Consider the following 12,815-nt stretch of genomic DNA (forward strand, 5'->3'; position numbering starts at 1 on the left):
TCTACCTCCGCGGCGGTCAGTTCCAGCCGTAGTAAGCCTTGTACCACTCGACGAAGCGGCCGATGCCGGTCTCAACCGAGGTTTCAGGCACCCTGCCGATCAGTTCGCGCAACAGCGTCGTGTCCGATTGCGTCGCCACCACATCCCCTGGCTGCATCGGCAGCAGGTTCAACTCGGCCGGCCGCCCGATAGCCTTCTCGATGGTGCGGATGAAATCGAGCAGTTCCGTCTGGCGACCGCCAGCAATATTGACCACGCGGAACGGCGCCACCGCCGACAGGCTGTCATGGCGGACGGGCCTGCCCTGCTCGGGCGGCAGTTCCATGATCCGGGCGATCACATCGACCAGATCGTCGACATAGGTGAAGTCCCGCTGCATCTTGCCATGGCCGTAGACGTCGATGGGTCGCCCTTCCAGGATCGCCGAGGCGAACTTGATGGGCGCCATGTCAGGCCGTCCCCAGGGCCCATAGACCGTGAAGAAACGCAGGCAGGTCGAAGCAATGCCAAAGAGGTGGGCATAGGAATGCACCATCGCCTCGCCGGACTTCTTGGTTGCGGCATAAAGCGAAACCGGCCCGTCGGCCCGGTCCGTCTCGGCGAACGGAAACTTGGTGTTCCCGCCATAGACCGAACTGGTCGACGCGAATACCAGGTGCCTTGGCTTGTGCCGCCGCAGCGTCTCCAGCAGGTTGGCGGTGCCCACCACATTGGACTGGATGTAGCTCTGCGGCGCCTCGAGGCTGTAGCGCACGCCGGCCTGGGCCGCCAGATGCACGACGATTTCGGCATCGCTGGCCACGACGGCATCGTCGAGCCTTCCGGCATCCTCAAGCATGCCTTCGATCTGCTCGAACTGGTCATACTTGGCCAGCAGTGCCAGCCGGCTCCGCTTCAGCGCGGGATCGTAATAGTTGGTCACCCCGTCATATCCGGTGACGGCGTGCCCGTCATCCAGCAGCCGGCGCGCGAGATGGAAGCCGATAAATCCGGCCGTCCCCGTGACGAATATCTTCATGAAAACCCTCCCGCCTGGCGGTTAACCCGCCATGGCGGCCGCCTTTGCGGCTTGCAAACTATTCCGCCGCCTCGGCTGCACTGTCTGGGGCGCCACCTGCCGGTCGCCCGATGCTCGAATATTCAAATCCGTGCTTGGCCACTTCGTCGTGTCGATAGACGTTGCGCAAGTCAACCAGCACCGCAGACTTCATCACGCCCTTGAGCCGATCGAGGTCGAGCGAACGGAATTCGTTCCATTCGGTGATCAGCACCAGTGCATCGGCACCGACAGCCACGTCATAGGCATTGGTACCGAACTCGATGTTTCCGATCAGCTCGCGCGCAGCGCCCATGCCCTGTGGGTCATAGGCAACGACGCGGGCACCGCGATCGATCAGCCCCTGGATGATATCGATCGACGGCGCCTCGCGCATGTCGTCAGTATTGGGCTTGAAGGTCAGGCCGAGCACGCCGATGGTCTTGCCGCGCACATCGCCGCCACAGGCCGCGATGACCTTGCGAGACATGGCGCGCTTGCGCTGGTCATTGATCGCGACCGTGGTTTCGACCAGCCGCATCGGGCTTTCGAAATCCTGGCCGATCTTGACCATGGCCAGCGTATCCTTGGGGAAGCACGAACCGCCATAGCCGGGGCCGGCATTGAGGAACTTGGTGCCGATACGATTGTCTAGGCCCATGCCGCGCGCCACCTGCTGCACATCGGCACCAGTCGCTTCGCAGAGGTCGGCGATCTCGTTGATGAAGGTGATCTTCATCGCGAGAAACGCATTGGCGGCATACTTGATGAGTTCGGCGGTGCGGCGGCCGGTAAACATCAGCGGCGCCTGGTTGAGGTAGAGCGGCCGATAGACCTCGGTCATCACCGGCCGGGCGCGTTCGTCCTCGATGCCGACAACGATGCGGTCCGGGCGCTTGAAATCGTCAATGGCCGCGCCTTCGCGCAGGAATTCGGGGTTGGACACCACGGCAACGTCGGCATTCGGGTTGGTCGTGGCGATGATATGGGCCACTTCGTCGCCGGTACCGACCGGCACGGTGGACTTGGTAATGACGACCGTGAAGCCCTTGACGCTGGTCGCGACTTCTCGCGCCACGGCGTAGACATAGCTGAGATCGGCATGGCCATCGCCGCGCCGTGAAGGAGTGCCGACAGCGATGAACACCGCCTCGGCGTCGGGCACGACAGACTTGAGTTCGGTCGAGAATGACAGCCGGCCGGAGGCCACGTTGCTCTTGACCAGTTCGGTCAGGCCAGGCTCGTAGATCGGGATCTCGCCGCGTTCCAGCGCATCGATCTTGCGCTGGTCCTTGTCAATGCACACGACGTCATGGCCAAAATCGGCCAGGCAGACACCCGTCACCAGTCCAACATAGCCAGCACCGACAATAGCAATCTTCATGGTGAGATCTCCTGCACTTACATCCGACAAACTAACGGTTGCAGCGGCATCTGTCGCTACTGACTTTGATTGACGATGTTATGTCCTGTTCTCATGATTAATTGCGCGGCACGATTGCATGGCTGACCTGCGCCGGGCGATTGCGTGCTCCAGCATGCTAGAGGTCCGAGGGGCTGCCGCGCAGCTTCTTGACTTCCGACCGGATCGATTTGCCTTCCAGTCGCCGCCGCTTGCTGGCCAGCGTCGGCCGCGTCGCCACGCGCGCCTTGGGCACATGCGAGCCAGCCACGAGCAGGCCCACCAGCCGCTCCAGCGCATCGGCCCGGTTCATCGGCTGGTCGCGATGTGAATTGGCGACAATGACGATCACGCCATCCTTGGTCAGCCGCTTGCCCGCGAGCACAGCCACGCGCCGCTTCATCGCCTCGGGAATATTGGGGGAATTGGCGAGGTCGAAGCGCAGTTGCACCGCGCTCGACACCTTGTTGACATTCTGCCCGCCCGGCCCAGACGAGCGCACGAAGCTCTCCTCGATCTCCGAGGGATCGATGGCAATGGAGCGGGTGATGGGGATCAGGTCTGGCATTTCGGTCGGCTCCCCATCCGCTTAGTCCACCGCGTCATTCCCGCAAAGGCGGGAATCCATCCTATGCACCCACATGCCGCAAAGAGCGGATTCCCGCTTTCGCGGGAATGACGCCGTGGTTGTTAGTTGCGATACCGTCCCGCGAAGATGATCTCACCCTCGTGGATCGTCAGCCCCTTGATGGTCGCCCGATACTTCCCGGGCAACCCTTCGGCCTCGACCACCCAGCCCTTCTTCAGCATGCCGGCAAAGACCTTCTCGCCGATATCCTTGAAGTCGCCGGGCCCCAACGCATTGTCTTCGCCGAGATGCGTCAGGGCCTTGATTTCGCGATTGGACGGACGCTGCGGCATCAGGCTGCCTTTGCGGCCTTGAGATCGGGTGCGGTGGCTTCGGCCATGAGCGTGACCAGCGCGTCCATGAACGGCTCCACTTTCTGGCCCTCGGTGCCCAGGCGACGCACCGAAACGGTGCCCTCCTCGGCCTCACGCTTGCCCACCACGAACATCAGCGGGGTCTTGCCGACCGAATGCTCGCGCACCTTGTAGTTGATCTTCTCGTTGCGCACGTCGAGATCGGCCCGGATGCCGGCCGCCTTGAGCTGGTCCACCAGCTTGCGGGCATAGTCGTCGGCTTCCGAAACGATGGTCGCGACGACAACCTGGGTCGGCGCCAGCCACATCGGCATCTTGCCCGCATAGTTCTCGATCATCATGCCGATAAAGCGCTCGAGCGAGCCCAGGATTGCCCGGTGCAGCATCACCACATACTGGCGCGAACCGTCTTCGGCGACATAGGTCGCGTCCAGCCGCTCCGGCAGCACATAGTCGAGCTGCAGCGTGCCCACCTGCCAGGAGCGCCCGATGGCGTCCTTGAGGTGGAATTCGAGCTTGGGCGCATAGAAGGCGCCCTCGCCCTCGGCGATCTCGAAGTCATAGCCGGTCGCGCGCAGGGCATCACCCAGCGCCTTCTCGGCGGCATCCCACCGCTCGATGGTGCCGCCGAACTTGTCCGGCCGCGTCGCCAGCTTGATGACGACATTGTCGAAGCCCATGTGCCCATAGACCGAATAGAGCAGATGCACGAAATGCTCGGTCTCGCTCTGGATCTGGTCTTCACGGCAGAAGATATGCGCATCGTCCTGCGTCATCTGGCGCACGCGCATCAGTCCATGCAGGGCACCATGCGCCTCGTTGCGATGGCAGCAGCCGAATTCAGCCATGCGCAGCGGCAGGTCGCGGTAGCTCTTGATGCCCTGGTTGAAAATCTGGATATGGGCAGGGCAGTTCATCGGCTTGAGCGCCATCAGGTCGCCCTCGCCGCTGAGAACCGGACCTTCCTCTTCCGTGCCGGGGACTTCGTCGGGCACCACGAACATGTTTTCGCGATACTTGCCCCAGTGGCCCGAGGCCTCCCAGAACTTGGAGCTCATCAGCTGCGGCGTCTTGACCTCGACATAGCCTGACGTGCTCAGGCGGCGGCGGATATACGCCTCCATCTGGTTGTAGAGCACGTAACCTTTCGGGTGCCAGAACACCGACCCCTGCGCTTCAGGCTGGAAGTGATAGAGGTCCATCTCCTGGCCGATCTTGCGATGGTCGCGCTTCTCGGCCTCTTCCACCATGTGGAGATAGGCGTCGAGCTCGTCCTTGGTCGCAAACGCCGTGCCGTAGATGCGGCTCAGCACCGGATTGTTGCTGTCGCCACGCCAATAGGCGCCGGCCACCTTGGTCAGCTTGAACGCCATGCCGACATCCTTGACGGTCCGCATATGCGGCCCGCGGCACAGGTCGATCCACTGGCCCTGCTTGTACATTTTGAGCGACTGGTCAGCCGGAATGGCATCGACCAGCTCCACCTTGAAGGCCTCGCCGCGGGCATTGAAGAAGGCCTTGGCCTGGTCGCGCGTCCACACTTCCTTGGTAAAGGCCGCGCCCCGGTCGATGATCTCGGCCATCTTCTTCTCGATGGCGGGGAAATCCTCTTCCGAGAACGGCTCGTCGCGCTTGAAGTCGTAATAGAAGCCGTTCTCGATAACAGGACCGATCGTCACCTGCGTGCCGGGCCACAGTTCCTGCACGGCCTCGGCCAGCACGTGTGCAGCATCGTGCCGGATCAGCTCCAGCACGTCCTTGGACCCGCTGTCACGCGTCACGAACTCGATCTTGCCGTCGGCCTCCAGCGGATCGCTGAGATCGCTGAGCACGCCATTCCAGCGCATGGCGACCGTCTTCTTGGCCAGGCTCTTGGAGATGCCTTCGACCACGGTGGTCCCGGTGGTGCCACGCGCATAGTCGCGAGCTGCACCGTCGGGGAACGTCACCTTGATCGTCATTTTAGGTCTCCAGATATTGGGTTCATTGCCGCGTTTATCGCGGCAAGGGCGCCTGTCTAGCACGGTTTCCGCGCAATTCCAGCCGCCGAGGCCTGCAAAAGCAAAATGCCAGCACCCCACCGCGCGTCACCCTCGGGCTTGACCCGAGGGCTCTTCACTTGCTGAGCGGCAGATTAGTGCAGTGCCCTCGGGTCAAGCCCGAGCGTGACGGCCAGGGGGAGACACTATTTCCACCGCCCATAGGTCCACGGCATGTACCACCGCGCGCCATCAGGCACCGTCTCCGGCACCGGGTCATAGCCATGGGTGCCGCCCGGCCGGCAGCGCTGGAACCTTGCCAGCCCCATCCAGCCACCCGGCCAGAAGCCGAACTTCCAGATCGCATTGCTGGTATATTCCGAGCAGGTCGGCAGGTGCCGGCAGCTCCGGCCGACAAAGGCGGAGAGCGTATAGCGATAGATGCTGATCAGCAGCACCGCGACAATTTTGAACGGCAGGTCCACGGCCCGCCAGAAGATGGCACTGACTCTCTCCATCAACTTGCAGCCGCAACCGACTCTGCGGATTCGGCTTTTTCCAGCGCCTCAACCACCGCATCAAACACCAGCAGCGTCGACATGTGCCGCGCCCGATACTCGCGCACCGGCTCGAGGAAGCGCAGGTCATCCCATTTTCCGGATGGTGGCGCCCCATTCTCCTTGAGCATGGCATGCATCTGCTCGCGCAGCTGCCGGAACTCGGCGACCGGCGTACCCACGATTTCCCGCGCCACCACGGCCGCCGACGTCTGCCCCAGCGCGCAGGCAGAAATCTCGTGACCATAACCGGCAATCACGCCATCGCGCACGACAACATCCACCTCGATCACCGAGCCGCAGACCCGGCTCACCTTGCGCGCGCTGGCATCCGCGCCGGCCAGCCGGCCCGGCTGCGGGGCGTTGCCTGCGAGATCGAGGATCTTTTGGGAATAGAGATCGCTGAGTTCCATCAAACGCACAATTCTGTTTCTTGTGGCTGCCGCCACGGGCTTCTATATAGGACGTCCCAAGCGGACTGTCAGGGTTGCGTCGCAATCGGTGGTCCAGAAACGTCATGGTCTCATAGAATGACCAGACGCAAGGAGCCACCTTGATGGATGCCCGCACGAAGACTTTCGCCCCCGTAGCCAGCTCGACCGCGCCCTTCCCTCGCCCCACGCGCGAAGAGGCAGAGGCCGCCGTGCGGACCCTCATCGCGTGGGCGGGCGACGACCCCACCCGCGAAGGCCTGCTGGAGACGCCCGGTCGCGTCACCCGCGCCTATGGCGAGTTCTTCGCCGGCTACGAGCAGGACGCCAGATCCATCCTCTCCAAGACCTTCAAGGAGGTCGGTGGCTACGACGATATCGTGCTGGTCAAGGATATTCCCTTCAGCTCCCACTGCGAGCACCACATGGTGCCCTTCGTCGGCCGGGCGCACATCGCCTACCTGCCGCACTATGGCGTCGTGGGCCTCTCCAAGCTGGCCCGGCTCGTCGATGTCTTCGCCCTCCGCCTTCAGACCCAGGAAAACCTGACGGCGCAGATCATCGACGCCATCAATGAGAACCTGGGCCCGCGCGGCGCCGCCGTCATGCTCGAGGCCGAGCATATGTGCATGTCCATGCGCGGCGTTCGCGCCCACGGCGCCTCGACCGTCACCCACCGCTTCACCGGCGTCTTCGCCGAGGACCGGGTGGAGCAGGATCGGTTTTTCGCGATGATCAAGCGCTGATCGCAATCGCGATCAAGCGCCGCCTGCGCTAGGCTGGCAGAACCGCACTTTCACCGTCCGGTCCGCCATGCAATTCATCGAACGCGCCATCTGGTTCATCGAGACCCGTTTTGCCGAGGAGATCACCCTTGATGACATCGCCGAAATCGGCGGTGTCTCTCGCTTTCATCTGTCGCGCAGCTTCGGCACCATTACCGGCCAGCCGGTCATGGCCTATGTGCGAGGCCGCCGCCTGACCCTGGCTGCGCAAAAGCTCCTCGACGGCGCCCCCGACATCCTGAGTGTAGCCCTTGATGTCGGCTACGCCTCCCACGAAGCCTTCACCCGCGCCTTCCGCGACCATTTTGGCCAGACCCCCGAGCAGCTCCGCGCCGACGGCATCGCCGATCCCGCTCTGCTGGTCGAGCCATTGCGCATCGATGAGACCCTGCTGGCCACCCTGCCCGAGCCGCGCATCGTCGATGGCGCCCCGCTGCGCATAGCCGGCTTTGGCGAGCGCTATACCTTCGCCACCAATCACGGCATTCCCGCCCTCTGGCAGCGCTTTGCGCCCTTCGTCGGCAACATGCCCGGACAGATCGGCACCACCACCTATGGCGTCGCCGCCGATTTCGAAGAGGATTGCAGCTTCGGCTACCTCGCCGGCGTCGAAGTGTCGCCCACCGCGGACCTCGATGAAGGCATGGCCTATATCGACATCCCGGCCCAGCGTTACGCAATATTCGCGCACCAGGGCCACATCTCGACCATGCGGCGCACCGCCTATTCGATATGGGCCCACTACTTCCCCAACAGCCCGCTCATCCCCACCGGCGGCCCCAATTTCGAGCGCTACGGCACCGAGCACGATCCCTTTACCGGCAACGGCCTGGTCGAGGTCTGGGTGTCGATTGTCCGCTGACCGGCTGGATCAAACCGTTTCATGGCGCTAGAACCCCCACATGACCCTCACATTTGCCGACCCAGCGCCCCTTACCCACGAGCAGCTTGAAGAAGGCACCGCCTTCGCCCCCCGCTTCGACGCGGCGGGCCTCGTGACCGTGGTCACGACAGAAGCCGGCACCAACGAGGTGCTGATGCTGGCCCACATGAATGCCGAAGCCCTGTCGCTCACGCTGGAAACCGGCATCGCCCACTACTGGTCCCGCTCGCGTGGCAAGCTCTGGAAAAAGGGCGAAACCTCGGGCGAGCTGCAGGAAGTCGTCGAACTGCGCACCGATTGCGACCAGGACGCCATCGTACTGGTCGTCAACCAGACCGGCCGTGGCGCCGCCTGCCACACCGGCCGCAAGAGCTGCTTCTACCGCAAGGCGGTGGTCGGCGAAGCTGGCGTGCTCCTTGAGGACCGCGGCCTGCCCCGCCTGTTCGATCCCAAGGACGTCTACTAGGGCCTAGCTCTTCCGCTCGAACAGCCCCACCAGCAGAAGCCCCGCGAAGAACCCGCCCAGATGCGCCTGCCAGGCGACCGCCATCTGCGTGCCCGTCAGCAGCGGCAGCAGCGGCACGGCGGCGTTGAGCAGCACCCAGATCAGGATGAAGAATCGCGCGCGACTGTCCCGCCACAGGTCGCCGAACGAGGCCAGCCGCCGCCCCACGACGACCCGCTCACCCGTCTCGGGATGCTGCGCCACGATCACCGGCTGGAAGATGAATCGCACCGCCGCGCCGGTCAGTCCCGCCACCCCGCCCGAAGCGCCGATCAGGTACGAGCCCGAATAGAGCGTCGTCGCCGCAAACAGGGCCGCTCCGGCCGCTGCCGAGACAAAGAAGATCGCCATCATCGGCCCTGCCCCGTATCGCCGCGAGACCGGCGTCGCGAAGATGGCAAACCAGGCTGCGTTGACCAGCAGATGTTCCCAGCTCGCATGCAGCAGCGCGTGGCTGAACGGCGTCCAGATCAGCGGCACAGCGAGCGACAGATCATCCAGTCCCGCAATGATACGCAGAGGCTGGAACGCGAACCAGAAGACCAGTTGCATCTGCCCGGCCTGGTTAAGCACCAGGGTTGACGCCAGGTGAATGGCCACCAGCACGCCGATGATGGCGGTGACGTCGCCCGGCAACAGGAAGATCGGCTCCCGCCCCGGCTGACGCGGATTTACCGGCGCCCCACCTTGTTCATTCATCACTTCGCTCCGACTCGCTGGCGCCGCGCCCGTTACGCTCTTCTTTTCCACATTGGGCCACAGACGTTAACCTTAACTATTCTTTAAGGGCGCTTTTGCCCCCCGCTTTTGCCAATGTCGGCTTGTGGCGGACGCGTTCCCAAAGGGGAGCGCACGGTTGGACGTGGCGGGTCAAAGATATGCAAAAAAACAGCACCAGGACGCTTTACGAGTACTGGAATTCCATCCGCGGTGCGCGCAGCGCCCCCGACCGCAAGGATATCGACCCCACCCGCATCCGCGACGCCCTTGCCAATACCTTCATTCTCGAGCTTGACGAGAGCGACAAGTTCTCCTTCCGCCTCGCTGGCTCGCATCTGTGCACCAGCTATTGCCGCGAGCTCAAGGGCCGCTCCTTCTCGGCCCTCTGGCATGAACGCGACCATGACGCGATGGAGACCCTCCTCCGCGCCGTCACCGAGGATCATGCCGTCGCGCTGGTAACCTTCCAGGGCACCACGGCTGTCCACACCAAGGTAACCTTCGAGACCATTCTGATGCCGCTGCGCCACAATGGCTCCACCCATACCCGCCTGCTCGGCGCCATGACGGCCCTGGACGAGCCCTACTGGCTCGGCGTCCAGCCCATTCTCGAGCAGCGCATTACCGGCCTGCGCCTGATCTGGCCGGACGACATTTCGATGGAAGAATCGGTGCGCGAAGTGGCGACCAGCGTCGGCAACGATGGCGGCTTTGGTAGCGCCGCCTCGCCAGTGGCCATGCCGGCGGTGGTCTATGGCCGCACCGCCCGTCGCTACGCCCATCTCGCTGTCATCGACGGCGGCCGTCAGTAAGCAATTCCTCTCCGCCGCACAGACAATTTGTGCCGTGTTTCGTGGTGCTGTGCGGGCGACCCCAATACCTTGCGTTAACCAAGACCAGCTAGCTTGTCTTGGCAACACAAGCGTCAGTGGTCCGGCGAATGCTCAGCGACGACCTTACCTCACCGCAGTTCATCGCCCCGGTTCGCACGCGCGCTGAGACCAGCAAATTCCAGCGCGTGAAAGTGTCTGTGCTCGGCCGTTACATGCTGGCCGACCGCCGTGAATTTCCCTGCCAGGTCCTCGAAATGTCGCCCGGTGATGCCATGGTGATCGCGCCGGTAGCCGGCAGCCCCGGCGAAAAGGTCATCGCCTATATCGACCTTATGGGTCGTATCGAAGGCACCATCCTCAACCAGGTGGAAGGCGGCTTCCTGATGGATATCGCCGCCTCGCCGCGCAAGCGCGACAAGATGGCGGCCCAGCTCACCTGGCTGGCCAACAAGGATATTCTCAACCTGCCCGAGGACCGGCGCCATGAACGCGTGGTGCCCGATATCCGCCATTCCACCGTCGTGCTCGACGATGGCCGCCGCTACAATTGCAAGATCATCGATATTTCGCTCTCCGGCGCCGCCATCGAGCTCGACGTCCGCCCGGCCATGGGCACCCCGGTTACGCTCGGCCGCATGCGCGCCCGCGTCGTCCGCCATTTCCAGAACGGCGTCGCGGTCGAATTCGCCTCGGCCCAGGAAATGCTGACCGTCATTCAGCAGAATCTGCGGATGAACTGACTGCATTGCGGACAGGTCCGCTACGCGTCACTGTCAATTCTCCTGCCCGTCCGACGCCTCTATGATGCTTTTATGACAACTCTGCTCCGCGCCTCCAGCCTGACGGCACTCGCCGCAACCCTGCTCTCGTTTGGCTCTTCCCAGGGCGCCTTCGCCGATGGCCGTGGCGATTGGAACGGCTATGCCTGGCAACAGATCAAGGTCGCCGATTGCCAGGCCGCGGCTACGGTGCTGGTCTGCCCGCCCTACCACCAGAAGTGGGACTGGAAGCGCAGCCAGTGGGTCGACATATCGATCGAACTCGATCTGGCACGGGGCGAACTGCGACTCACCCAGCGCCTCACCGACTCCGATCCGCGCGACGACGACTACGTCTGCGTCACCGCGTTGGCAGTCGATGCCGGCGGCGACAACGTCGTTGCCCACCACCAGAACTGGCACATGAGCCCGGGCGCGGACGCGGAAGACACCTTCCGCTACACCTCGGCAGCGCTGGACCAGGTCACCACCATCCATATCGGCTCCAAGCAATGCCGCCAGGGCGCCGGCCAGGATGACGCGCTCTATGCCCAGGTCCTCGCCCGAATCCATTCCTGAGCAACCCAAGCCAAGCCCCTGCCCCGCATGGTAAATTTTGCCGGAATCACATCGATAAAACACGCATAAAAACTGCGTGACAGTTTTCGGACCGGCCTAAGCCGGCCCTCCTAACGTGGTCTCCATCAGGGAGATCACATAATGCAATCCAACAAGAAAGGACTGGGAGCCGCGTTCATGGGTGCCTTCATGGCGCTCGCCGCGATCATCAGTCCCGCCCAGGCGCTCGATACCACCAACGTCGCTTTCGCGCAGACCGTGGGCGGCACCACCAGCATTCCGGTGGGCCATGCCGAGTTCTGCAACAGCCGCCCCGACGAATGCCGCGCCAATGCCAATCCGGTCGCGATGGTGTCGCTGACCGAGGGGCTGTGGCAGCAGCTGCTCTCAATCAATGCCGGCGTCAACCAGCATGTCGTGCCGGTCACCGACCAGGACCTCTATCAGGTCGCCGAATTCTGGACCTATCCCAACGGCTACGGCGATTGCGAAGACTATGCCCTGGCCAAGCGCCGCGAGCTGGTCAATGCCGGCTGGCCCCCCTCGACGCTGCTGATGGCTGTGGTCAAGCAGGCCAATGGCGAAGGCCATGCCGTGCTGATGGTCCGCACCGATCGCGGCGACCTGGTGCTCGACAACCAGGTCGGCTCGGTCGACCTGTGGAGCCAGACCCCCTACAAGTTCATCAAGCGCCAGTCGCAAGCCGATGCCGGCCAGTGGGTCGACATGATCGACACCCGCGACATCGTCGTGGCCACGGCAGCGATCAACTGAGCAGACAGAGGAGCGAAGGAATCCAGGGCAGGCCGAGCCGAAAATGCCGGCCTTCGAGAACCGGAGCGGAGCGTACTCCAGTACGTGAGCACCGGAAGCGCAGAAGGCCGGGATTTGCAGGCCGGCATCCCCTGGATACCGAGTTCCGAAGAGTTCCGGACCCCGCCCAAAGCCTATCCCTGATAGGGGTCTGATGAATGAGGCCAGCTTCGCAACCCGAAGCTGGCCTCATTGTTTTCGGCGACGACGATGCCCCTAGAACCGGACGGCCACGTAGATGCCCATGAACAGCAGGCCCGTGATAAAGGCCCAGCCGAAGGCGACCACGGCCGAGACCAGCGCGGAGGTCATCGAGAGCGTGCCGCCCTCCTCCTGCTGCCAGCCCATCTGCAGCATGATGTAGGGGCCGCAGACGAAACTCATCGCCAGGTTGCCCATCGAATTGATGAAGGTCTCGCCGTCATAGCGCAGCATCGCCTGCTGGCGGGCGAGCCACTGGTAGAGATGCGTGCCGGCACCGGCGATACACAAGCCAACGCCAATCAAGAAGGCCGCAAGCAGCAATTCCCTGGTCATGCCAATCCGTCCCCGCCGCAGACGCGCCAAGCGCGTTGTTAACCCTTCATTAAGC

16 protein-coding genes are annotated in these 12,815 nt (G+C 63.3%); 7 read left to right on the top strand and 9 right to left on the bottom strand.

The features are described 5' to 3' along the window. Positions 1-16 precede the first annotated feature (16 nt). The 7 genes from IH615_RS10280 to IH615_RS10310 form a co-directional block, all read right to left on the bottom strand. Positions 17-1,018 (bottom strand): NAD-dependent epimerase/dehydratase family protein, encoded by a 1,002-nt coding sequence (locus tag IH615_RS10280; protein WP_291361774.1) that lies wholly within the window; start codon positions 1,016-1,018, stop codon positions 17-19. 58 nt (positions 1,019-1,076) lie between these two features. Beyond that, complete coding sequence (locus IH615_RS10285) at positions 1,077-2,420, bottom strand: UDP-glucose/GDP-mannose dehydrogenase family protein (RefSeq protein WP_291361775.1); 1,344 nt, start codon at positions 2,418-2,420, stop codon at positions 1,077-1,079. A 157-nt stretch (positions 2,421-2,577) separates the two neighbouring features. Further along, positions 2,578-3,006, bottom strand: coding sequence for an alternative ribosome rescue aminoacyl-tRNA hydrolase ArfB (arfB, locus tag IH615_RS10290; RefSeq protein WP_291361776.1), 429 nt, complete (start codon positions 3,004-3,006; stop codon positions 2,578-2,580). A gap of 122 nt (positions 3,007-3,128) precedes the next feature. Further along, positions 3,129-3,359, bottom strand: a complete 231-nt coding sequence (locus tag IH615_RS10295) for a hypothetical protein (RefSeq protein ID WP_291361777.1) — start codon at positions 3,357-3,359, stop codon at positions 3,129-3,131. Further along, on the bottom strand, positions 3,359-5,341 hold the full coding sequence (thrS, locus tag IH615_RS10300; protein ID WP_291361778.1) for a threonine--tRNA ligase: 1,983 nt from the start codon (positions 5,339-5,341) through the stop codon (positions 3,359-3,361). Before thrS ends, IH615_RS10295 begins: the two co-directional genes overlap by 1 nt. Positions 5,342-5,565: 224 nt before the next feature. Beyond that, entirely contained in the window at positions 5,566-5,877 is a 312-nt protein-coding gene (gene yidD / locus IH615_RS10305; RefSeq protein WP_291361779.1) for a membrane protein insertion efficiency factor YidD, read from the bottom strand. Further along, positions 5,877-6,329, bottom strand: coding sequence for an iron-sulfur cluster assembly scaffold protein (locus IH615_RS10310; RefSeq protein ID WP_291361780.1), 453 nt, complete (start codon positions 6,327-6,329; stop codon positions 5,877-5,879). Before IH615_RS10310 ends, yidD begins: the two co-directional genes overlap by 1 nt. A 143-nt stretch (positions 6,330-6,472) precedes the next feature. Here IH615_RS10310 and folE point away from each other — a divergent pair, with 143 nt between their 5' ends. The 3 genes from folE (at position 6,473) to hisI (ending at position 8,481) form a co-directional block, all read left to right on the top strand. Then, on the top strand, positions 6,473-7,093 hold the full coding sequence (gene folE / locus IH615_RS10315) for a GTP cyclohydrolase I FolE (protein ID WP_291361781.1): 621 nt from the start codon (positions 6,473-6,475) through the stop codon (positions 7,091-7,093). 67 nt (positions 7,094-7,160) lie between these two features. After that, positions 7,161-7,994: an AraC family transcriptional regulator gene (locus IH615_RS10320; RefSeq protein ID WP_291361782.1), complete on the top strand. Its 834-nt coding sequence runs from the start codon at positions 7,161-7,163 to the stop codon at positions 7,992-7,994. A 40-nt stretch (positions 7,995-8,034) separates the two neighbouring features. Next, positions 8,035-8,481: a phosphoribosyl-AMP cyclohydrolase gene (gene hisI, locus IH615_RS10325; protein WP_291361783.1), complete on the top strand. Its 447-nt coding sequence runs from the start codon at positions 8,035-8,037 to the stop codon at positions 8,479-8,481. 3 nt (positions 8,482-8,484) lie between these two features. On the opposite strand, the gene IH615_RS10330 is transcribed toward hisI, so the two are convergent. Then, the gene (locus IH615_RS10330) at positions 8,485-9,219 is read right to left on the bottom strand and encodes a rhomboid family intramembrane serine protease (RefSeq protein ID WP_291361784.1); all 735 of its coding nucleotides are present in this window, start codon (positions 9,217-9,219) and stop codon (positions 8,485-8,487) included. Positions 9,220-9,398: 179 nt separating this feature from the next. On the opposite strand from IH615_RS10330, the gene IH615_RS10335 reads away from it, so the two are divergent. The 4 genes from IH615_RS10335 to IH615_RS10350 all read left to right on the top strand — a co-directional run bounded on the left by IH615_RS10335 (position 9,399) and on the right by IH615_RS10350 (position 12,184). Beyond that, positions 9,399-10,052: a PAS domain-containing protein gene (locus IH615_RS10335; RefSeq protein ID WP_291361785.1), complete on the top strand. Its 654-nt coding sequence runs from the start codon at positions 9,399-9,401 to the stop codon at positions 10,050-10,052. A 128-nt stretch (positions 10,053-10,180) separates the two neighbouring features. Next, positions 10,181-10,813, top strand: coding sequence for a PilZ domain-containing protein (locus IH615_RS10340; protein WP_291361786.1), 633 nt, complete (start codon positions 10,181-10,183; stop codon positions 10,811-10,813). A gap of 72 nt (positions 10,814-10,885) precedes the next feature. Then, positions 10,886-11,410 carry a hypothetical protein gene (locus tag IH615_RS10345; RefSeq protein ID WP_291361787.1) on the top strand — a complete coding sequence of 175 codons (525 nt, stop codon included), beginning with the start codon at positions 10,886-10,888 and terminating at the stop codon, positions 11,408-11,410. 141 nt (positions 11,411-11,551) lie between these two features. Then, positions 11,552-12,184: a transglutaminase-like cysteine peptidase gene (locus IH615_RS10350; RefSeq protein WP_291361788.1), complete on the top strand. Its 633-nt coding sequence runs from the start codon at positions 11,552-11,554 to the stop codon at positions 12,182-12,184. Between the two features lie 255 nt (positions 12,185-12,439). Here IH615_RS10350 and IH615_RS10355 read toward each other — a convergent pair whose 3' ends face one another. Further along, positions 12,440-12,760, bottom strand: a complete 321-nt coding sequence (locus tag IH615_RS10355; RefSeq protein ID WP_291361789.1) for a hypothetical protein — start codon at positions 12,758-12,760, stop codon at positions 12,440-12,442. Positions 12,761-12,815 lie beyond the last annotated feature (55 nt).

Source organism: Devosia sp., assembly GCF_014860165.1.
Lineage (GTDB): Bacteria > Pseudomonadota > Alphaproteobacteria > Rhizobiales > Devosiaceae > Devosia.

What these genes read in the sequence shown, in the direction of transcription:
- IH615_RS10280 (WP_291361774.1), bottom strand. Translation starts at nt 1,018, where the DNA reads ATGAAGATATTCGTCACGGGGACGGCCGGATTTATCGGCTTCCATCTC.
- IH615_RS10285 (WP_291361775.1), bottom strand. Translation starts at nt 2,420, where the DNA reads ATGAAGATTGCTATTGTCGGTGCTGGCTATGTTGGACTGGTGACGGGT.
- arfB (WP_291361776.1), bottom strand. Translation starts at nt 3,006, where the DNA reads ATGCCAGACCTGATCCCCATCACCCGCTCCATTGCCATCGATCCCTCG.
- IH615_RS10295 (WP_291361777.1), bottom strand. Translation starts at nt 3,359, where the DNA reads ATGCCGCAGCGTCCGTCCAATCGCGAAATCAAGGCCCTGACGCATCTC.
- thrS (WP_291361778.1), bottom strand. Translation starts at nt 5,341, where the DNA reads ATGACGATCAAGGTGACGTTCCCCGACGGTGCAGCTCGCGACTATGCG.
- yidD (WP_291361779.1), bottom strand. Translation starts at nt 5,877, where the DNA reads ATGGAGAGAGTCAGTGCCATCTTCTGGCGGGCCGTGGACCTGCCGTTC.
- IH615_RS10310 (WP_291361780.1), bottom strand. Translation starts at nt 6,329, where the DNA reads ATGGAACTCAGCGATCTCTATTCCCAAAAGATCCTCGATCTCGCAGGC.
- folE (WP_291361781.1), top strand. Translation starts at nt 6,473, where the DNA reads ATGGATGCCCGCACGAAGACTTTCGCCCCCGTAGCCAGCTCGACCGCG.
- IH615_RS10320 (WP_291361782.1), top strand. Translation starts at nt 7,161, where the DNA reads ATGCAATTCATCGAACGCGCCATCTGGTTCATCGAGACCCGTTTTGCC.
- hisI (WP_291361783.1), top strand. Translation starts at nt 8,035, where the DNA reads ATGACCCTCACATTTGCCGACCCAGCGCCCCTTACCCACGAGCAGCTT.
- IH615_RS10330 (WP_291361784.1), bottom strand. Translation starts at nt 9,219, where the DNA reads ATGAATGAACAAGGTGGGGCGCCGGTAAATCCGCGTCAGCCGGGGCGG.
- IH615_RS10335 (WP_291361785.1), top strand. Translation starts at nt 9,399, where the DNA reads ATGCAAAAAAACAGCACCAGGACGCTTTACGAGTACTGGAATTCCATC.
- IH615_RS10340 (WP_291361786.1), top strand. Translation starts at nt 10,181, where the DNA reads ATGCTCAGCGACGACCTTACCTCACCGCAGTTCATCGCCCCGGTTCGC.
- IH615_RS10345 (WP_291361787.1), top strand. Translation starts at nt 10,886, where the DNA reads ATGACAACTCTGCTCCGCGCCTCCAGCCTGACGGCACTCGCCGCAACC.
- IH615_RS10350 (WP_291361788.1), top strand. Translation starts at nt 11,552, where the DNA reads ATGCAATCCAACAAGAAAGGACTGGGAGCCGCGTTCATGGGTGCCTTC.
- IH615_RS10355 (WP_291361789.1), bottom strand. Translation starts at nt 12,760, where the DNA reads ATGACCAGGGAATTGCTGCTTGCGGCCTTCTTGATTGGCGTTGGCTTG.